Below are 20438 nucleotides of genomic sequence, written 5' to 3' on the forward strand. Positions count from 1 at the left end.
AAATATAAGCTTGAAGAAAATTTTCTCAAGTCTGTAATTCAATTAGTGTAGTACACTATTTATGCAGACACTCTTTAACCTAGTGTACATTTCATTTAATTAATCTACTTTTATAATTTTAAATTAGGAGATGAAATTTGTATGTGTGGAATTACAGGTTGGGTAGATTGGAAGAAAGATCTTTCAAATGAACATGTTATTTTAGAAAAGATGGCGAATAGTATTCAGCATCGCGGTCCTGATGCTGAAGGATTTTGGTTTTCTCCTCGTGCGGCCTTTGCACACCGACGTTTAATTGTTATTGACCCAGAAGGTGGGACGCAGCCAAAAACATTCCGTGCCGGTGATTATACGTATGCTCTTACTTATAATGGAGAAATTTATAATTTTCGTGAGCTGAGAGAGCAGCTTCAAAAATGTGGTCATGCATTTGAAACTCATTCAGATACAGAAGTGTTACTACATGCTTATTTAGAATGGAAAGAAGACTGCGTACAACATTTAAACGGAATTTTCGCTTTCGCCTTATGGGATGATCAGAAGCAACAACTGTTTTTAGCACGTGATCATTTAGGCGTAAAGCCACTCTTTTATACAGAAAGAAATGACAGTATTATTTTCGGATCTGAAATAAAAGCGTTATTAGCTCATCCATCTGTTCCTGCTGAAATTGATGCGGATGGAATAAATGAAATATTTGGATTAGGCTTATTTCGAACTCCAGGATGTGGCGTCTTTAAACATATTCAAGAAGTTCGTGCTGGACATTCTATAACATTCACACGTGATAAAAAAGTAGTTAAGAAGTATTGGAATTTAGAAAGTAAGATCCATACAGACTCTACCCAAGACACATCTTCTCATATTTTATCTATTTTACAAGATACAGTAAAAAGACAATTAATTGCTGATGTTCCCCTCGTTTGTATGTTATCAGGCGGATTAGATTCTAGTGGTATTACTGCACTGGCAGGTAAAGAATTTAGAGAGGAACACAAAACACTTCACACATATTCAATCGACTTTTTAAATAGCGCGAAAGATTTCGAACTGACATTTGCTCGCACTGGTTTAGACGCTCCTTGGGTAAAACGTGTTTCTGAACATGTAGGGACATCGCATCATGATATTATTGTGAATGCTGAAGAATTAGCAAATCACTTATTCGTTCCCCTCCATGCAAAAGATTTACCAAGTGCTGGCGAAATGGAAACTTCACTTTATTTACTATTTTGCGAAATGAAAAAAGATGCAACCGTAGCTTTATCTGGAGAATCTGCTGATGAAGTATTCGGGGGATATCCTTGGTTTCATCAAGAAGAACTATTATATGTAGATAAGTTTCCGTGGTTAACAAACTGGAAAAACACATCTTCTCTATTATTAAACGACGTAACAACTCAATGTAATCCTGAGCAGTACATTAATAAACGATTCCATGAGGCTGCTCTTGAAGTACCTACTCTTGAAGGTGAAAGTAAAAAATCCGCGAAACAACGTCAAATGTTTTATTTATTTTTAACACGATTCCTTCCGTTCTTACTCGACCGTAAAGACCGTATGAGTATGGCTGTAGGATTTGAAGTTCGTGTACCGTTTTGCGATTATAGATTAGTTGAATATTTATGGAACGTTCCTTTCAATATTAAAAGTATTGATAATATCGAAAAGGGAATTTTACGTAGAGCGCTGAAACCAGCTTTACCTGATGATGTGCGAAATAGAAGAAAAAGCGCTTACCCTACTTCACAGGATCCACACTATTTACAAACAATCCGCAATTTAACGCTTGATATGTGCAGTAATAAAAACAATCCTGTTTTCTCACTCATTAACCATTCCATATTACTTGCAATTGCTGATCAAAGTAACAAAGAGATTACCAATTTTGAAGCAAGAAGTGCTATGGAGTATATGCTACAAGTAAATGAATGGTTAAAAACGTATCATATTCATATTGCTTAACAAAAAAGAGTTCAAGGACAAAAACCCTTGAACTCTCTTTCATTTATTAATTGGCACATTGTCTATTTTCAGTATCGATGGACCATCCAATAATAGTGGCACAATCTCTACCTTTCCACTGAAGTACATTTGTTAATACAGGCTCAATCTGTAAACAAGATCCGTCGTGTAATATTTCTACTAAAGATTGATCATCATCAAACTTTAGTTTATCACACTCTAAAATACCATCCGTTGCCATTACAATGTGATTCTGACCTTTTTCTAATCCCCTTACCCCTGATGTAAAACAAGGTGTATTCGCTGCAAAAACATTTTTTCTTCCTATATACTCATAGTTCTTACGCTTATTTAGCCTACCTTTTCCATTTTTCGTTTGCTCTGAATGGAATAAATACGCGAAGCAATCACCAACTGATAGCCAATATAAGAACTCACCTTTTCGTAAACAAATTAAACATGCAAGTTCCTCATCATCTTGGTCACATTTCTCGATAAAGAGCTCATCTGTAAATAACGCTAATAAATACATATGTGTATGATGAAATGCTAAATGGATTGGGTATGAAAATAACTCTTTTAGTTTTTCTTCTCTTTCTGAAATCGCTTCTATTATATAATGTATATTTTTCGTTTTATGATGTGTATCAAAAATCATAACAAATTCAAATTCTAATTTCGGATCCCACCAAGCTAGCACTGCATCTCCTCTTTCATATGCATCACTCTCTTGATTTCCTCCATATACGCCGACTGAAAGAGGACCACATTTTTCAACATGTATTTGATCTACATACATCTTTTCATGACTAATCCATTTAAATGTATTCACAGCTATCATCCTCTCTCTTGCTAAATGTATACCTTTACACATAGATTACCTTATATTTCAATAAAAATAAACTTTTTCAACATTTTTAATGAAAATAAAAGGATTTTACTTCTTAATCAACGAATATATCTTACTATACGATATAAAAATAGGAGGATTTATCATTATGAAAGACATTAATCAACATTGGGAAAGTATTTATTATCACTTACGATATGAATATGAAGACAACCTTTCTCACCAAGCTATTCGTATTTTACAAATCGTTTCTCGTGAGAAAGATATAACAATTGGAAAAGTTGCTACTGAGCTTAGTCTCTCTCATAACACAGCATCTGAACACGTAAAGCGCCTTATTCAAAAAGGATTTATTATAAAAGAAAGAAACAAACACGATGAAAGGGTTGTAAACCTTACTTTAACGAAAGAAGGCATTGAAGTATTAGAAAAGCATACTTTACTAGATAAAGAAAAGATAAAAATATTAGAATCACAGTTATCAAAAGAAGAACAACAATTAATTGAAAAAGCCTTTTCGTTATTAGCGAAGGAGGCAAAATATGCATTTCCTCGTTAAAGTAATCGTTTCGGCACTTATTATCGGCGTTATTACTGAAGTCGCTAAACATTATAGTACGATAGGCGGCTTTATCGCTGCCCTTCCACTCGTTAGTTTACTAAGCCTATTTTGGATTTCTTTCGAAGGTGGGAGTAAACAAGAATTAAGTCAATTCGCTTTAGGCGTATTATATGGATTTCCTGCATCCGCACTACTATTATTTATTGTTTATATCGGTTTAAAGAACTCCTTTTCACTTAGTACATCTATACTCTTCGGCATATGTGCCTGGTGTATCGTCTTTACTTGCCAAAAAGTATTTCAAGCTTAGGGGGAATTACTATTAATAGATCAATAGAGATATTTGGACAAACTGTAGAAGTATATATAAGAGGTAACAGTAAACAAACTGTAGTCATTCAAACAGGAATGACTTGCTCATTTTATGATTGGCTCCCTATTATAGAAGAGCTTTCACAACACTTTACAGTTGTTTCATACCATCGCCCAGGTTACGGAAAAAGTGAGCTAGGAAATACTCCACGTACAGCAAGGCAAGTTACAAAGGAACTACATATGTTACTAAACAAACTCCATATTCACAAGCCAATCATTCTAATCGGCCATTCCTATGGAGGGTTATGTGCACAACATTTTGCAATGTTACATGAAGATAGGCTGCAGGCACTTCTTTTAGTTGATTCTACTTCCATGAACTTACACCGATTAGATGAGCTTCATTTACCAGTTTCTGATCAAACTGATTCTGATGATATGTGGCTACAAAAATATTATACTTACTCCAACATGGATGCAGACGCACTTTATAATGAACTAAAATCTATGCTCGTCAATACAACAAAACAGCATATCAAATTTTCTACCTCTCCTTCATTATATAAAGCGACAGCTTCTGAACTGTCCGAGTGGAAAAATTGTGCTCGCTCAATAAAAAAACAACATAAAACATTAGAAATACCATTAATTGTTATCGGTAGAGATCCTCAATATTCTATTGCTCAATTAATTGAGGGCGGTATGCCAAAAGAAGAAGCTACACAACTTGAAGATATGTGGCAAGAACTTATTCGTGAACAATTAAATCTCTCAATAAACAGCCAATACATTTTGGCTGAACATGCTAGTCACGGGATAGAAAACGATCGTCCAGATGCTATCATTGAAGCCATTCACTTATTGTAAATAAAAAAAGGAAGCAACTAAAGCTGCTTCCTTACTTATCTATTCATAGTCTTCTTCATCATCGACTTCTTCATAATACGAACTCCCATTGCTTACATATATAGGACCGTTCGCAACATCAATACGTAGTACCCATGCCCATGGCACAGCTAAACGTTTATGTATTGCTCTCCAAAAGTTCATTGATTTTCTTTCGTACTCCTGGAACTCCTGAAGTAACTCTTTATAGGAGGAACCGTCTAACTGAATATTTGCTTCTAATAAACGAGAATGGGCATAGTACTGTAACTCTAGTTCAGCAGCAATCTCCATTTCTTCTTCCGTTGCCATACCTATAATTGCTCCATCTGCTGGTGCGATTTCATATACGTTGTGAACTTCAATAAGCCCTTCTTTCTCTTTCTCAAACATGTAAACAGCCTCCTTTAACCAATATTTTTTATGTTACAAAGTCATACTTCTACAATACCTTCTCCCTTTCCTCTTTTTTTGATAAACTTTTACAAATTATTTATCTGATAATCTGTAGACTGTATTCTTTCAGCAGAACTGAAACAATTATTATCAAAAGTTAATTTATACACATCTGGCATATGAAGGGTTTTCCAAAACTGAAAACCATATTTCGAATCAAAATAATTCATTAGTAATACCATAATATTCCCATGAGTACCTATTACAATATTCTTACCTTTATATTTTTTTAATATACTTTGCATGCATATTACAGCGCGTCTTTGCGCTACATCATTTGATTCTCCGCCTTCGTATGCAAAAGTCCAGTCTTCCCATACCTTCTGAATAGCATCATTAAAATCTGTTACTGGCTCTTTACTTAATAACCTTTCCCGTAAATCTTCTTCCAGTTGTATTGATAAATTATATGTATTCGCAATTCCTTGCACGGTTTGAATCGCCCTTTTATACGGGCTAGAAATAACAACATCAATGTTTTTATCCTTTAACAAACTTGTTACATTACCTGCATCAATCTCTCCTTCTTCAGATAAGGGACGTTCCCTTTCTTCCTTTGTATATGTAGAGTGAGCGTGGCGAACGAAATATACTGTAGTCATTATTCAACTTCCTTTCTTAGTTTCAATCTATATTCCATGCAGTAAATAGGAAATCCTGTATCATGAATAGAAAAGAGCGCCTTTTAAAAAGCGCTCTTTTGTTTACATAATAAAATTATTCCATTATAACTTTCTTCTGAATTCTTCATCTGTTATAGCATCTTGAATAAAATAATCTATATTATTTCTCAGCTTTTGATATGCAACTTGATCTTCTATATCGTTAAACATAATTACAACTTCTACCTTATTCCCTTTCTTATCTGTAGTATACAAACTTTTTGTCAATACGAATGCGGTAGAACCACCTTTTTGACCAGCATATTCCAACTTACTATTTTCAACTGTTCCTTTAAAAACATTATCAATTTCATCTTGCATTGATTTTGGAAAATAATTTCTACTATTTATCTTTTCCATTAAACTCAAATAATCTTTAGCATTTGCACTCACTAATCGATCTGACCAAATACGCTGGAATTCCATATCTATTTTTAATGGTATATCACGTTTCTTCCATTCACTTTCATCTTTCATCCATTCATGTATTTGTAACACGTGTTTATTATATTCATCATTAGACATGTTACGTATCATTTCTAACGATTGATTTTCTGGCTCATTAAGCTCTTTTTCTACATACCCTCTCATATATAATGAAGCAGTATACGAAGAGAACTTGTCATGACTAGTAAGTTCTAACTCTTTTAAACTATCATTTACTCTTTCTATTCCAAGCTTATCTAACAAATATGTTGTATTCGCATTAGAACTATAATGAATCATCCCTTTAGCCACTTCTTCTAAAGCAATCTGTCCATTTTGCACTAACTCTCTCACTTTTGAATCTTCTAACCAGTCAGGATGCGCTCCACCATCAGTGTTTTTAACATAATATTTTTCTAAATCCTGCAATGAAATTTGTTCATCTCGACTTATTTTTCCTTCTGACACTTGCTTAGCAAATTCAACTGCTATGACGATTTTTGCCGTACTCGCTAATGGCAATTTTACATTTTCATTTATAGATGTTAATACTTCCCCATTTTTTCTAATTAGTAATGAACACGTTTCATCATCTTTATGTTCTTTTATGTACTTTAATACGTAATCAGGATCTTCTTTTGACAAATAGTACTTCATAATAAAAAAGAAAGCTATAACGGCTACTATAATGACTCCTGCAACAATTCCTATAATCTTTAATATGTTCACAATATGCCCCCTCTATAAATTCCCTTCTATATAATAATTATAACGAATAAAAATACAAAATTATACAAAACAGAGTAACTCTTCCTAAAAAAAGAAAGAGTTACTCTATTTCACATGATGTTATTTGTCCATTTAACGTAACAACTATATTTGAGTCGTCACTTTCTTTAACTCTATTTAGTCGATTTAAGTTAGGAGGACCAATTACAACTGACTCCTTAATTGGCGAAAGGTCCTTTCCTAATTTTTCTGCACTTACACCGTATGCAGCTTGAAATACTTCTGGCGGTGTTAATCTAAGTATGTCTGATCCCTCTGCTGTTTCAAACTGATCGTTATTAAAGAACAAATGTAATTGTACTTCTTCTGTTACCGCTGTAATCCAATGCCACCATCCCATTGGAATAAAGACAGTTTGCCCCGCTTTCACATGATAATTTTGCAATTGATTCGTTTCGGGATTTAAAATGGATGTAACTGCTTCTCCTGATACAACAACATCTAATTCCCACGCATTCGGATGCCAATGTGGTTCCCGCATATGCCCTTTCGTCATAAATAAATCAACAAACGCCCCTCCTATCATCGCAGGTAACTGCGTTGAGGTAACTTCATATGCAACGTTTTTCTCATCTCTTTTAAAAAAGACATTTTTTCTCGAATTAAAGAAAAGATTTGGCGTTCCTGAGCTTTTCTTTAAATTTTTATTATCTGTAACATAACCTGAATTACTCATTCAATTCCTCTTTCCCGCTCCGAACATTTCTGATTTTACACTGTATCGTATGGGGAAATTTTATAAATGTGCCTATTAACAACATAACAAAAAAACATGCCTTCATGATGAGAGCATGTTTTGTGATTTTTTTCACATTATTTAGTTAAAAAATAAACTTTTTACTTACCATGATGTAACATTAAATCACTAAGTTCTTCTTCAATGTGATTTAATTTCGCAACTCCTTCTTTCCACTTATGAATATAACGCGATACCCCGACAATAAATAAAACAATAATTGTAGAAAGAATAATACCATATACGATTGTTACAGTACTCATAGTTACACTTCCTTATAATTAGTAATGTTGTTATTAGTTATATTTTTATTATAAACCTTTTTCTTTTAAAATACTTCGATTTCAACTTTTTGTAACAAAATTGATTTTTCTAATATTTCGTTCATAAAAATGGAATATTTTTCACAAATTATACAAAACTTCACCATATGTACTATTGCCACATGAGTTATATTGTTAAATAGGATAAAGTGAAATTTTAGTCAGTACGGGGTATCTATCCCACACTGATTATTAGCCCGCACCAACCAGGATTTTACGGACCGTTACTGTGGGATAAAGGGGATGAAATACTATGACGACTTGGTTTATTGTAATGTTAGTTGTATTTGGAGCATTTAAAATTATTGTTTCTAGCCTTCCTAACTCTGCTATTGAATCCATTATTAGCAAGTACGAAACACATCCACAACTTGAAGAAGAGAATGTGACTGTTACAATCAATGGAAATAACTTAGAAGGCGAAAAGAAATCCAAAATTATTCATGATTTTAACGAAGGATTATTTTTAAATCGCTATTATGCACCACCACACAATGAAGGCACTCCTTTAATTATCAATGCAAAACGTGGCAAAAAAGATTTTACATTTTATATTTATAGTCATGAAGAGCATGTTGATGTAGTAAAACAACATAAAAAGAAGGTAGTTGCTTATAGTTTACGCTCTAAAAACCTTCAAAATAATGATATGTTCGTGTCAGCTGATTTAGCTTAATACTCATATATTAGAAGAAGGAATCCATGTGCCATGGATTCCTTCTTTCCTATTTACTGAAAAATAAGCTCTGTCTTCAAACTATCTTTCGGTAACAACCATCCTTTTTTCTCTATACTCGCCATTAATAATTCTCTTTGTTTTGTCGCGATACTTTCCTCATTTGTTTTAAACGACACTTCTATTACGAAGTCATCTTCTATCTTCCCGGTATTACTTAGTGGCCAAACTTCAATATTCGTTTTAATATTTTCAAATTCACCTGTATACCTTTTCATTAATACAGGACCATAAATACGAGAATTCTTGAGCATTTCTTCTCCCCAATTCGTATACAACCATTTGTTCATTTTCCCTGGCAACTTTTCTATTAACATGTTTTGAGCAACTCGTTCGTTTGGTAAATCAAGTACTCCATATCCTTTAGCACTGTAACTTTTCTTATTTGAAATACTTAACGTTTTCTTCTCAAATCCCCAATCTATTTCCGCCTCATAATTATCAGTTTTACTATCAAATCCATCTTTTTTAGCCACTTCTAGTGCTTCTTGAATTACACCATTTTGAATAGGATATCTTTTTTTATATGTTAGCTCAAAATCTTTACTAAATTCTTTCTTTCGAATTCTCGCAAACCAACCTTCATTACTTAAATTTTTATTTGCCGTATCTAAAAATTGCACCTGTATTCTTTCATAATTTGTACCAGCCTGAAAATGTTCTAGTACCTCTTGATTCACCTCTTTGTTATAACCTAATACTTGTTCTGGCTTTAATAATAACTTCACTTCAAAGCTAGGTTTCATTGGACTAGCAGCAAAACCTTCCTTAACGTTATAAAGGAAACTACAAAAGAAAATACTTACGAATACAAATACTTTTTTCATATACCGATCTCCTTTACATTTTAAATTACTTCTATACGTTCCATTGCAAGTGAATATATATTTTCATATCCTGCTGTACTAAGCTTTTGCTGTAATCGATCCGTATCCTCTTTCAGTGCGTGTACTAACACCGTATGTTCTGGTAATAATGTATTTAACATCGCCTTAACGTCACTTATACTTTGATGAACCTTATATGGAACTCGCTCTACCCTACATTCTCTACTTACACATTCTTTCATCACCTTTTCTGCAAAACTCCCTTTAGCAATATGTCCAGTAAAGATAATGGAATTTCGTTCTTCATGCCGAAGCTGTTCATAATATAACTGTGCTCGTTTCGTTTGCATATTCGCATCACTCATTACAACTATTCCGTAACTATTTTGCATACAAATGTCATTATCCATAACTATTATGTTTCTTTTTAAACTCTCCACAACCCGTTCAAGTTTTTCATTATTTTTTAGCCAATCTTTATATATGAACATTTCTTCAAAACCAACCAAAATTTCTTTATCTACTATAAGCGGAAACTCTTTATATCGTTCATATAAATACAATACTATATCTTGCGCCCTACCAAGTGGAGGCAGTGGTAGTAATGCTATTCCTTTATTGTGCGCAACTCGTTCAATTTCTGCACATAATTCGTCCACTCGTTCATTTTGCGAAACATCATCAGTGTGATAAGCGGCATCTACAATTGCAATTTTTATATCGCTTCGCAAATTTTCAGGTAAATTAGCTCGTAGTATATTAGATTCTGCTGAATAATCACCAGAATAAAATACGTATGTATTACACATATCCACTAAAAACCAAACAGCTCCTAATACATGCCCACTATACCCCCATTGAAACCTCAACGTTGGTGTAATCTGTATCCATTCATTTGGATTACTAATCTCATCAATACATACATAATTTAAATCTTTAATATTTTGATCGTTATAAGGTAAATTCCACCCTTTTGAAAGATTGTAGTTTCCCCATTTTTCAAAATAAGCTGGAAGTTGCTCCTTCGTATAACGAGTTGTCCAAATTTTTTTCTTATATCCATACTTCGTCAATAAAGGTAAACCCATCGTATGATCTTCATGAATATGTGATAAAAATACTGCATCCAAAAATGGAACAACTTCTCTTTCTATTTTGGGATAACTATCCTCATATGATCGATTAATACCACAATCAAATACTATTTTTGTCTCTTTATTTTTTACAAAATAGCAGGAACGACCGTATTCTCCCGCTCCTCCCCATACTTCCATCCTCATCATGCTACCCCTTTTCGTTTTTGCTCCATATGTTGCAGAAGTAATAAGCACATTGTTGTAAGCCCAACAGAAACAACAGCCATTGCCATTCCTATAGATACTTCTCCTTGTTCAAATTGAGCAAAAATAAACGTTGCTGACGTTTCTACTGATGGAGGTAGTACGAGAAGCGATGCTACTAACTCTCGTATCGAAATCGTAAATGTCATCGCCCATCCAGCAAGAATTCCTGGAATAATAAGCGGCAATATTATTTTTCTAAAAATATAAATGTAATTCCCGGAAAAAATACTTCCTGCCTGTACAAGAGAATCATCAATTTGTCCGAGCGATGCTTTTACATACTGCACCGTATAAGGTAAAAAGAGAACAACATACGTTACGATAACCATGACTGGTGTATTGTAAATTGACATAGGCATATAGGGTGAATTCCAAAATAAAATAAGCCCTACAACCATCACTATTCCTGGTAACATATTCGGTAACATGCCGCACATATCAAGCCATTTTTCAGAGGACTTTTTCCCCTTTCGAATCATAAGCGCCAAAAATACGCCAATAATTACAGCAACAATCGCCGTTACGAGTGAAAAAAGAAAACTGTTCCATAAAGCTTCTAATCCCGGAGAACCAATTGTAAATAATGCTTCATAATGGCTTGTTGTAAAGTTATTAAAATGTAAGCCACCGCCTCTTAACTTCGACAAAGAAGCAATAAGTATAGAAAAGTATGGGATTCCAATTGCTACTATTAGTAAACCAATTACATAAACCCATGCTATAACGCGCGCAAATATAGACAAAGTATACCTTTTAGATTTCACACCTTTTCCACTAACCATTGCATATGTATACTTTCGATTCAATACATTTTGCATATACCAAATGAGCATACACGCACTAAGTAATAAAGAAGATAATGCTGTGGCACTGCCAAAATCAATCGGCCAACTAGAGATAAATTTATGAATCTCAGATGTTAACACATGGAATCCTATTCTACGTCCGAATGTAGCTGGTGTTCCAAATTCAGCAATCGTCTTTACGAAAATGAGTAAAGCACCCATTACATAACTTGATAACAATAACGGTAGTATTATTTTTCTTAAACGATAGAAAAAACTTCCACCATGAACTGCTGCAGCTTCTTCTTTACTACTCCCAATCTGAAGTAACGTGTTTTTCAACATGAAGTAAAGGAATGGGAATAAATGCAGACTCATAATTAAAACCATACCGCCTAAACTAAAAAACGATGATGAAATCGGCTTTAAAGCCGGAAAAAATTGTTCAAAATAACCGTTAGGTTGCATGAACAAAATCCAGCCCATCGATCCGATATAGGGCGGGGTCATAAATGGGATCATAAAAACAATATCTAACTTACTATACTTTCCTACATCTGTTTTGCTCATAATGAACGCCAATGGAAACGCAAATATTGTAGCGCCTATTACAACGAGTACACCTAGAAGCATCGAATTTAGAAAAATCCCAGCTAATCCACCACTCTGCATGACTTCAAAAGGCTTTAAAAAATTCCAACTGCTATTTTCATATACACTAGAAAATAAAATGAGAAAAAGCGGAATGACGATTAACATCGCCACAAGTAACAACGCTACTGTCATTCCAACTTGTCTTACTGATACGAATCGATTTACCATGTAATCACCATCTTATTGAAATACTTTCTTAAATTGTTTTGCTATTTCATCTTGTTCTTTCTCAACTGTTTTCCAATCAATATTTAATACTGGAATCTCTTCTACATTCGGTCTATTTTCAGCTTTTATATCTTTTCTACCTGGCAACAAATACGCTTTAGAAACTTGTTTTTGCACATCATCTGATAATAAATAATCAATAAACTCTTTTGCACCTTCTACATTTTTACTATCCTTCATAATGCCTGCTGCACGTGGACTAATGACTGTTCCGCTTTTTGGATATACGATATCGACCGGTTCACCCTTTGCTTTTGCACTGTACGTCATATAGTCAACACCTGCGATTACCATATCTTTCGCACCTGTTACAACTGGGTCTAACGCTTCTTGGTTTGCCCCAGCTACTGTAACTTCATTTTTCTTAAGCTGTTCAAATAAATTCCATCCATCTTGTCCATTCTTTTTCACATATCCTGTTACAAAGTCTAAAGCTGAACCTGAAAGTGCTGGATCTGGAAGATTCACTTTCCCTTTCCATTCCCCTTTCGTTATATCGCTCCAATCTTCAGGTGCTGTCTTCACATTTTTTGTGTTATACACAATTCCTAATGCTGAAGCACTATATCCAAAATAATGTCCTTTATCATCCGACCATTCAGAACGAAGCTTATCAGCTTGTTTTGCTTCTTTATAAGCTAACGTTTGCCCATCTTTTTTTAATCCTTCCATCGCTGGTAAAGAAGCAAGTACGACAACGTCAACGACTGGATTTTTCTTTTCAGCCTCCATTCTCGCTAAAATCTTACCTGTTGTTCCTTGAAACATTTCTACTTTTATCCCTGTTTTCTTTTCAAAGTCCTTTTGAATTTTTTCTGCTAATCCTTTTGGTCCTGCACTATATACAACGATTTTCTTTTCATTAGCGTTTTTATTTTTTGCATCTACACTGCCTGTCTTTGAGCTACAACCTGTTACTACAGCAGAAAATAGTAAAGTACATACAAATAAAGACTTAAGCGAACTGAATTTCTTCATACGATTCTCCCCCTATATGATGAATACATTTTTTTGGTACATATAACGATACCGGTTTACCAACGCTTAGCTTACTATTGTGATAAGCTGTCCATACACCGAGTGTCCCCATATTTACTTTTACTTCATAACGTTCTCCTACATATGTAACGTGCTGAACTTCACCTGTATACATTTCGCACAAGTCATTTTTTGTCCAGCTCACATGCTCTGGACGAATCATTTTTTTCCCCTCTACAAGCCAATTTGCCTTACCAACAAATTTTGCAACAAATTCATGAGACGGTTTCACATAAATGTCTTCTGGTGTTCCTTTTTGTAATACTTCACCCTGCTTCATGACAATAATTTGGTCTGACATTGACATAGCTTCTGTTTGATCATGTGTTACATACAATGCCGTTAAACCAATTGAATGAACGATGTCCATAAGTTCTAATCGCATTTCTTCTCGCAAAATTGCATCGAGTGCACTTAACGGTTCATCGAACAAAATAAAATGAGGTTTCGTTACAATTGCTCTAGCAAATGCGACACGTTGCTGCTGTCCACCTGAGAGTTCATGCGGATATCTTTTCTCCATACCTTGCAAACGAACTCGCTTTATCGCATCTTCTACCTTTTCTCTTAAGTGATTCGTTTGCTTTGTAGCCCTTAAACCAAATGCAACATTTTCAAATACAGTCATATGCGGCCATAAAGCAAAATCTTGAAATACCATGCCGATATTCCGCTCATGAGGAGATGTTTTTATCTTTTTAGCAGAAGAATACATGCACTTATCTCCAAAATATATTTCACCTTTATCCGGTTCCTCAAGCCCTGCAATCATTCTAAGTAAAGTCGTTTTCCCGCATCCTGAAGGTCCTAAAAGTGTGGTGAATTCCCCTTTTTTCATTACAATCTGTAACGGCTTTAACGCCTGTGTTTTCCCAAATGCCTTTTCTAATCCATAAATTTTAATATCCATCGTTTCACCTCTCTCCCCTCATTCTTAACCTGCTTTCATTCTATCTGGAAGTTTTATACTGAATGTTAATGTACTGTAAAGATTAAATTAAAAAATCTCTAATAAACTATTTATTTCTATAGATTTTTTCTATAGTTAGAAGAAAAAGGGGCCAACTTATAATGAATCTCTTAAAATTAGAAATTGTAGTGCTTATTAAGAAATACAAAAAGCTTACTATTGTTGCAGAAAAACTTGGCGTTAAACAACCTACTATTACGTTTCATATAAAAAGCTTAGAAGAGGAACTTGGTGTGCCTTTATTTGAATTACGTTCCGGAAGGTATTTCTTAACAGAAGCTGGTGAAGCGTTGCATCATTATGCTTGTAAAATAGATGCACTTATGAAAGAAGCTAGGCGGGTCACACAAGAGTTTAAAGATTTTAATAAAGGTGCTATAACAATTGGTGCTAGTTATGTACCCGCGACTTATCTTTTACCAGAAGTTGTTCACCAATTCCAATGCGAATTTCCAAATATAAAAATAACACTCATAGTAAAAACAGCTCCTGAAATTCGAACGATGCTACAAAATCATGAAATTGATCTCGGGGTAATTTCTGCGGCACCGTTTGACGAACCACTTCTAAAACAAATGAATGTAATGCCTGATACACTTGTTCTTGCCTTTTCCAAAGAACATCATCTTTCTAAAAGAACAAATGTATCATTACAAGATATCGAAAAAGAACGTATATTATTGCATCGTAACCCATCTACAACGAGAGATTTACTTACACAATGGACGTTAGCACATAACATTACATTCCAATCAGAAATTGAACTAGATTCATTAGAAACGATGAAACAAATTTTAAAATATGGTAATGGGGTTGCCTTTATTTCAAAACTTGCTATTGAGCAAGAAGTACAACGAAATGAGCTATGCTATATACCGATCCCTGATTTTGAATTTCAGCGTAATATTTATACCATTCATCATGAGGACAGATGGAATTCTAAAATAATTTCTTTTTTACTACATAGCATTACTTCTTTTGCAGAAAAAAATTAAAAGGCTGTCGTTATACACGACAGCCTTTTAAACTATAACTCTATTTGTTTTTCTTATCCTCAATTTTTGCTTGTGCCTCTTCAGCCTTATCTAATGCTTCTGAAACTTTTTTCTCTTTTTCTTTTACATCATCTATACTATCAACAGCTTTAATTAATTTATCGATTCCTTCTTCATTTACCTTTTTTCGTTTCGCTACTCTTTCATTTACTTTCTCTTCCACATCTTTTGCTTTTTGAAGCATATTCTCTGCATTTGATGTCACAGCTTTTTCAAGTGCATCATCTTTTTTCTTTTGTAACACTTCATTTGCAATATCTTTCGTTTCTAAATACTTACCGTCTTTTAATGCTGTCGCACCGCGATCTAGTAACTGAGCGACTTCTTTATATGCCTTCGCTTCATTTCCTGATTTCTCTTTTTCCGCTTTTTCAAACCACATAATCGCATCACTATATTTTTCATTTTTCAATGATTGCATACCTGTTTCAATATACGTGTCATAATTACTACATCCAGTCATTACGACTAACAGAAAAAGCATTACAAAACTTAATTTTCTCATGATGTTTTCTCCTTTTCTTTGCCTGCTCACTTTACTGTAACATACATGAAAAGGAGTTTCAAAAACTAAAATACTAATTTGGTCATTTTTATTATTTCCAGTCAATTTTTTATTACTTTCTTATTTTTAGGCCGACACATCCACTTGCTTTTTCGCCACTTGCTTTCTTACTCCAACTAATACAACTAATAATAACCCTCCACCTAATGTCATCATAACAATGCTAGTCGGTAACATATCTAATAATAATCCATATACAATCATTCCAAGCGGTGCGATTGCAGTAGAAATTGTTTCAAGTAGACCGAATACACGTCCTAAATAGTTTGGATCTGTCGTCTTTTGCATATGTACTTGCATCGGGATATTTACAACCATCATTGATATACCAGTTAAAATCATAAAAGTGATATAGTAAATAAAACTTGCTACTTTCGGAATGATAACTAACAACGGAAAGACTGTGCATAAACTCAAGCCCGCAAATAAAAACAGTCCAATATAAACAGAGCGAAACGGATTATTCACTTCTTTACGTACTGATAAAACAATTGCACCAATTAGCATCCCGACTGCTAACATTCCCTCTACAACACCGAGTTGCTTCGAGGATAAATGCAAATTTTTAATAATAATATATGGAAGCGAAACGAAAAGTGCACTCGCAAAAAAGTTTACCCCTACTGCAATTTTCATTAAACCATATATTTCATGCTGTCGTTTCACATATGAAAAACCTTCTTTTATACTCGTCAAGAAATGCTCTTTACTTTCGGCCAATTCTTTTTTATATAAATCAAATACGATGAATAATTGTACAATAACTGCTAAAAAGAATGTAATACTATTTAACAGGAAAAATGTTTTGATTGAAAAGAAACCAAATACAACTCCTCCAATAATCGGCGCTAAAATATTCGATAAAGATGATGCCGTCTGATTTAAAGCACTCGCTTTTTGAATACGCTCCTCATCTACTAAATTAGGAATAGACGAAGTTAATGAAACAGAATAAAAACTTGCACAAATTGATAATAATGCCGCTGATACATAAATAAACAGAAGTGATGGTCCAAATATAGTAGCAAGACTAAACATGATAAGCATTGTTAAGCTACTTAATAAATCAGTGCCAATTACAAGCCATCTTCGGTTCACACGGTCAGCTACAGCACCTGCAATTGGGCCACAGATCATTCTTGGTATTGATCCGCAAATAAGAGTAGTTGCAAACCCCATTCCTGAACCAGTTGTCTTTAATACGTATAATCCCATTGCAAACGTATAAATACCCGCCCCTAACAAGGACGTCATTTTTCCAATCATCATTAAAATAATATTTCTCGTTGCAATCTTCATTTCCCAATCATTTTGACCTATACTTACATCCCCCATTATGACACTCTCCCTTTAAAAGTTAAATTGTGCTAAACTTATTATATATACAACTTTCCAATTTTTACAACGAAAAGTTTAATTACATTTAACTTTTTGATTATAAAGGAGCATATGATGGCTACTCTCGGCGAGAAAATTAAAACGTTACGAAAAGAAAAAAAGCTTACTCAAACTGAATTAGCAGGTTCAGAACTGACAAAAAGTATGTTAAGTCAAATTGAAAATGGAAAAGCTACACCTTCCATGAAAACATTACAATACATCGCTGAAAAACTTGGATGCGAAACGAGTTTTTTACTAGAAGAAGATGATGTAGAAATTGTAGAAATCATTCAACAAATGGAACAACTAATAAAGGCAAATAAATGTGATGAAGTATATGAGACTTTACTACCTATCGTTCAAAAAGAGCTACCTTCTACTTTAAATACCGCTCGTTTATATAAACAATTTGTAACAGCTGCGGCGATTATGAAAGATTACAACATTGAATATTACGTTGAAAAGGCTACTTCTATTTTTGAAAAATATACGTTATACCGGGACAGTACGGAAACAAAATTAAAATTATCCTTTACGATATTCACACGTAAAAAATATGGTGAATGTTTACAACTTATAGCTAGTATTAGAAATGATTATGAGGAGAAACATTTAGAAATGGATCTCATTATACATATCGAGTTATGTTTATATGAAGCCATCATTTTACTAGCATGCGGCGATTATGAAACATGTGAAAAAACAATATTAGAGGCACTCGAGTTTTCAAAAAAGCATCAAGTATATTTTAAAACAGACGAATTTTATCGGATTTTATCTTACCAAAAAGTCATTACAGCTGATAAAGAACAATATTTATATTACATAAAAAAATCTGAGCAATTTGCCATTTTTACAGAAGATACTCTATCCATTGCGATTATTGATATTTTAAAAGCTTACTACTACAACACGATTACTAATGAATATACAATCGCATTAAAACATCTAGAACAATTTCGAGAGAAACTAAAAGATGAGCCACTTTTTCAAGACGACGGATTGTATTATCTTGAAAAAGGAAAAGCTTTATACGGATTGAAACATTACGAGGAAGCTTTACAAGCATTGCAACGTGGTATCATGCCGGATTATATGAACCATCCACTTGATCAAGCGTGGCTTACAACAGCAGGTGCATATCGTGCCCTTTGTTATGTAAAACTTAACGATAAAAAAAGGGCTCTGGAGGAAGCTACAGAAGCCGCTCAAAAGATACAATCCTACCCGGATTCCATCTTTTCTTCTTTTATTAAAGAAACATTACAAATAATACAAAAACTTTAAAAATGTCTCGAAATGGTATATTATTCCTCCTTTTTTGCAAAGATAATAATGATGGGAGGAATATAAATGAATATACAACGCGCAAAAGAGCTTTCCGAGTCATCTGAAGAAGCCAATGTCAGTTTTCAAGGCATGCCTGTTATGATTCAACACGTCGATGAAAGCAACGAAACCGCCCGCATATATGAAGTAACAAATCCAAAACGCGAATTAACAGTTCCAGTTAATAGCTTAGAGGAAATATAAGCAATGCCACTTCAATTTTCTAAAGTGGCATTTTTTTATTTCGAATTACTTATTAGCCCTCACAAGAAAAAGATACGTCAATTTCGAAGACAGCACATACGTGAACACCTTATGTCTCCGGGAACATTGCATATGAACGGAATACCAATTGAAGAAACAATTATCGATTATAGTGCAGGTAGGTGCCAAGTACAAACAAACGCCCCACTCACACTTGATCAAATGATACAAATCACAGTTAAAGAACGTGATATTCAAAATAAGAAAGCGCAAGTGCGCTGGATTCAAAAAAAAGGTCGTAAAATATATGCCGGATTTAAATTTACCTCCTAAAAAGAAAAGAAGCCTCGTGCTTCTTTTCTCTTTATTACGTGCTAAAATACAAACTATGAACTGATTTTAAAGGGGGAAAATGTATGGAGAATACTCCACAAAAAACTAGTCCTCATTATGCAGTTATATTCACTTCTAACCTATCAAATGATACAACAGATTATATTACCGTTGCCGGAAAAATGGAGGAGCTTGCGAAACAACAACCTGGATTTTTAGGTGTCGAAAGCGCACGTGATCATTCCGGACTCGGAATTACAATTTCTTATTGGGAGTCACTTGAAGCAATTGAAAATTGGAAAAGGAACACCTTACATAAAGAAGCGAAAAAAAGAGGCCGTGAGCAATGGTATGAAAACTTCCACCTGCGTATCTGCCTTGTTGAGAAAGAATATAAGTTTCATAGAGGTACATTGTAACTATGAAGAAAAAATTAGCTCTCGTTTCTGTTCATGAAATATACGGTGTGAACGATCATATGCATCATGTTATTGACCACTTCAATACATCTCATATAGATGTATTCTGTCCTAATCTTCTACAATTACAACAAGCATTTCATTATAGTGATGAAGAAAAAGCATATCATCATTTTATGAATCACATTGGATTTGATGATGGAAAAGAGCAAATTGAAGAACTCATTACTAGCCTTTCCAATAGTTACACACATATAGGACTTCTCGGTTTTAGCGTTGGGGCAACAATCGCTTGGCTCTGTAGTACCAATTCAAAAATAGATTTTATCATTGGTTGTTACGGTTCTCGTATACGCGACTATGTTCACGTGAAACCTTCGTGTGCTACATTACTTATTTTCCCTGAAAAAGAAACTAATTTTTCAGTATGCTCCTTAATGAAAACATTACAGCAACAAGATAATCCTTTATTAGAAATAAAACAACTACAAGGTGAACATGGATTTTTAAATCCATACACTGAAAAATATAACAAGGAATCTACAAAGCAAGCATACAAAATAATAGATTCGTTTCTTATGAAGACAATCTTATAAAGGAGCT

24 protein-coding genes and 1 pseudogene are annotated in these 20438 nt (G+C 34.0%); 11 read left to right on the top strand and 14 right to left on the bottom strand.

What is annotated here, in order from left to right:
- The first annotated feature begins 141 nt into the window (after nt 1–141).
- The gene (asnB, locus tag ABH960_RS09165) at nt 142–1965 is read left to right on the top strand and encodes an asparagine synthase (glutamine-hydrolyzing) (protein ID WP_050000180.1); all 1824 of its coding nucleotides are present in this window, start codon (nt 142–144) and stop codon (nt 1963–1965) included.
- A gap of 46 nt (nt 1966–2011) precedes the next feature.
- Here asnB and ABH960_RS09170 read toward each other — a convergent pair whose 3' ends face one another.
- Nucleotides 2012–2839: a PP2C family serine/threonine-protein phosphatase gene (locus tag ABH960_RS09170; RefSeq protein WP_002012083.1), complete on the bottom strand. Its 828-nt coding sequence runs from the start codon at nt 2837–2839 to the stop codon at nt 2012–2014.
- A gap of 124 nt (nt 2840–2963) precedes the next feature.
- On the opposite strand from ABH960_RS09170, the gene ABH960_RS09175 reads away from it, so the two are divergent.
- From ABH960_RS09175 to ABH960_RS09185, 3 genes are read left to right on the top strand one after another with little or no spacing between them, the layout of a single operon-like run.
- Entirely contained in the window at nt 2964–3374 is a 411-nt protein-coding gene (locus tag ABH960_RS09175) for a MarR family winged helix-turn-helix transcriptional regulator (protein WP_002030991.1), read from the top strand.
- The gene (locus tag ABH960_RS09180) at nt 3358–3687 is read left to right on the top strand and encodes a DUF3147 family protein (RefSeq protein WP_002086410.1); all 330 of its coding nucleotides are present in this window, start codon (nt 3358–3360) and stop codon (nt 3685–3687) included. The genes ABH960_RS09175 and ABH960_RS09180 overlap by 17 nt, the downstream gene beginning before the upstream one ends.
- Nucleotides 3639–4559, top strand: coding sequence for an alpha/beta fold hydrolase (locus ABH960_RS09185; RefSeq protein WP_002186201.1), 921 nt, complete (start codon nt 3639–3641; stop codon nt 4557–4559). Before ABH960_RS09180 ends, ABH960_RS09185 begins: the two co-directional genes overlap by 49 nt.
- A gap of 39 nt (nt 4560–4598) precedes the next feature.
- On the opposite strand, the gene ABH960_RS09190 is transcribed toward ABH960_RS09185, so the two are convergent.
- The 6 genes from ABH960_RS09190 to ABH960_RS09215 all read right to left on the bottom strand — a co-directional run bounded on the left by ABH960_RS09190 (nt 4599) and on the right by ABH960_RS09215 (nt 8091).
- Nucleotides 4599–4970 (bottom strand): hypothetical protein, encoded by a 372-nt coding sequence (locus tag ABH960_RS09190; RefSeq protein ID WP_000461762.1) that lies wholly within the window; start codon nt 4968–4970, stop codon nt 4599–4601.
- A gap of 89 nt (nt 4971–5059) precedes the next feature.
- Nucleotides 5060–5635 carry a histidine phosphatase family protein gene (locus ABH960_RS09195; RefSeq protein ID WP_002030998.1) on the bottom strand — a complete coding sequence of 192 codons (576 nt, stop codon included), beginning with the start codon at nt 5633–5635 and terminating at the stop codon, nt 5060–5062.
- Nucleotides 5636–5758: 123 nt separating this feature from the next.
- Complete coding sequence (locus tag ABH960_RS09200; protein ID WP_087962754.1) at nt 5759–6850, bottom strand: serine hydrolase; 1092 nt, start codon at nt 6848–6850, stop codon at nt 5759–5761.
- A gap of 100 nt (nt 6851–6950) precedes the next feature.
- Nucleotides 6951–7586 carry a cupin domain-containing protein gene (locus ABH960_RS09205; protein WP_404444612.1) on the bottom strand — a complete coding sequence of 212 codons (636 nt, stop codon included), beginning with the start codon at nt 7584–7586 and terminating at the stop codon, nt 6951–6953.
- 161 nt (nt 7587–7747) lie between these two features.
- A complete protein-coding gene (locus ABH960_RS09210) occupies nt 7748–7909 on the bottom strand; it encodes a hypothetical protein (protein ID WP_000109008.1) in 162 nt (53 codons plus the stop codon).
- A gap of 65 nt (nt 7910–7974) precedes the next feature.
- Nucleotides 7975–8091, bottom strand: coding sequence for a hypothetical protein (locus ABH960_RS09215; RefSeq protein WP_002031004.1), 117 nt, complete (start codon nt 8089–8091; stop codon nt 7975–7977).
- Nucleotides 8092–8222: 131 nt separating this feature from the next.
- On the opposite strand from ABH960_RS09215, the gene ABH960_RS09220 reads away from it, so the two are divergent.
- Entirely contained in the window at nt 8223–8645 is a 423-nt protein-coding gene (locus tag ABH960_RS09220) for a YfmQ family protein (RefSeq protein ID WP_404444616.1), read from the top strand.
- Between the two features lie 53 nt (nt 8646–8698).
- Here ABH960_RS09220 and ABH960_RS09225 read toward each other — a convergent pair whose 3' ends face one another.
- The 5 genes from ABH960_RS09225 to ABH960_RS09245 are packed head-to-tail and all read right to left on the bottom strand — an operon-like array spanning nt 8699 to nt 14490.
- Complete coding sequence (locus ABH960_RS09225; protein WP_404444619.1) at nt 8699–9532, bottom strand: hypothetical protein; 834 nt, start codon at nt 9530–9532, stop codon at nt 8699–8701.
- A 20-nt stretch (nt 9533–9552) separates the two neighbouring features.
- Nucleotides 9553–10815, bottom strand: coding sequence for an MBL fold metallo-hydrolase (locus ABH960_RS09230; protein ID WP_404444622.1), 1263 nt, complete (start codon nt 10813–10815; stop codon nt 9553–9555).
- Nucleotides 10812–12482, bottom strand: coding sequence for an ABC transporter permease (locus tag ABH960_RS09235; protein ID WP_404444625.1), 1671 nt, complete (start codon nt 12480–12482; stop codon nt 10812–10814). Before ABH960_RS09235 ends, ABH960_RS09230 begins: the two co-directional genes overlap by 4 nt.
- A 12-nt stretch (nt 12483–12494) precedes the next feature.
- Nucleotides 12495–13520: an ABC transporter substrate-binding protein gene (locus ABH960_RS09240; protein WP_002086426.1), complete on the bottom strand. Its 1026-nt coding sequence runs from the start codon at nt 13518–13520 to the stop codon at nt 12495–12497.
- A complete protein-coding gene (locus ABH960_RS09245) occupies nt 13498–14490 on the bottom strand; it encodes an ABC transporter ATP-binding protein (protein ID WP_215591104.1) in 993 nt (330 codons plus the stop codon). The genes ABH960_RS09240 and ABH960_RS09245 overlap by 23 nt, the downstream gene beginning before the upstream one ends.
- A gap of 161 nt (nt 14491–14651) precedes the next feature.
- Between ABH960_RS09245 and ABH960_RS09250 the strand changes: the two genes are divergently transcribed.
- Entirely contained in the window at nt 14652–15545 is an 894-nt protein-coding gene (locus ABH960_RS09250) for a LysR family transcriptional regulator (RefSeq protein ID WP_002126660.1), read from the top strand.
- A gap of 40 nt (nt 15546–15585) precedes the next feature.
- Here the strand turns inward: ABH960_RS09250 and ABH960_RS09255 are convergent, their stop codons facing one another.
- Nucleotides 15586–16110 (bottom strand): outer membrane protein assembly factor BamD, encoded by a 525-nt coding sequence (locus tag ABH960_RS09255; protein WP_002086429.1) that lies wholly within the window; start codon nt 16108–16110, stop codon nt 15586–15588.
- A gap of 126 nt (nt 16111–16236) precedes the next feature.
- Nucleotides 16237–17505 (bottom strand): MFS transporter, encoded by a 1269-nt coding sequence (locus ABH960_RS09260; protein ID WP_404444630.1) that lies wholly within the window; start codon nt 17503–17505, stop codon nt 16237–16239.
- 117 nt (nt 17506–17622) lie between these two features.
- On the opposite strand from ABH960_RS09260, the gene ABH960_RS09265 reads away from it, so the two are divergent.
- The 5 genes and pseudogenes from ABH960_RS09265 to ABH960_RS09285 all read left to right on the top strand — a co-directional run bounded on the left by ABH960_RS09265 (nt 17623) and on the right by ABH960_RS09285 (nt 20431).
- Complete coding sequence (locus ABH960_RS09265) at nt 17623–18837, top strand: helix-turn-helix domain-containing protein (protein WP_002086431.1); 1215 nt, start codon at nt 17623–17625, stop codon at nt 18835–18837.
- A 66-nt stretch (nt 18838–18903) separates the two neighbouring features.
- The gene (locus ABH960_RS09270) at nt 18904–19083 is read left to right on the top strand and encodes an H-type small acid-soluble spore protein (RefSeq protein ID WP_001025736.1); all 180 of its coding nucleotides are present in this window, start codon (nt 18904–18906) and stop codon (nt 19081–19083) included.
- A gap of 63 nt (nt 19084–19146) precedes the next feature.
- Nucleotides 19147–19416: pseudogene (locus ABH960_RS09275) on the top strand (PilZ domain-containing protein); the annotation flags it as partial.
- A gap of 83 nt (nt 19417–19499) precedes the next feature.
- The gene (locus ABH960_RS09280; RefSeq protein ID WP_404444635.1) at nt 19500–19835 is read left to right on the top strand and encodes an antibiotic biosynthesis monooxygenase family protein; all 336 of its coding nucleotides are present in this window, start codon (nt 19500–19502) and stop codon (nt 19833–19835) included.
- A gap of 2 nt (nt 19836–19837) precedes the next feature.
- Complete coding sequence (locus ABH960_RS09285; protein WP_328068781.1) at nt 19838–20431, top strand: dienelactone hydrolase family protein; 594 nt, start codon at nt 19838–19840, stop codon at nt 20429–20431.
- The last annotated feature ends 7 nt before the right edge of the window (nt 20432–20438 follow it).

The organism is Bacillus sp. RC252, from assembly GCF_044909215.1.
Taxonomy (GTDB): domain Bacteria; phylum Bacillota; class Bacilli; order Bacillales; family Bacillaceae_G; genus Bacillus_A; species Bacillus_A mycoides.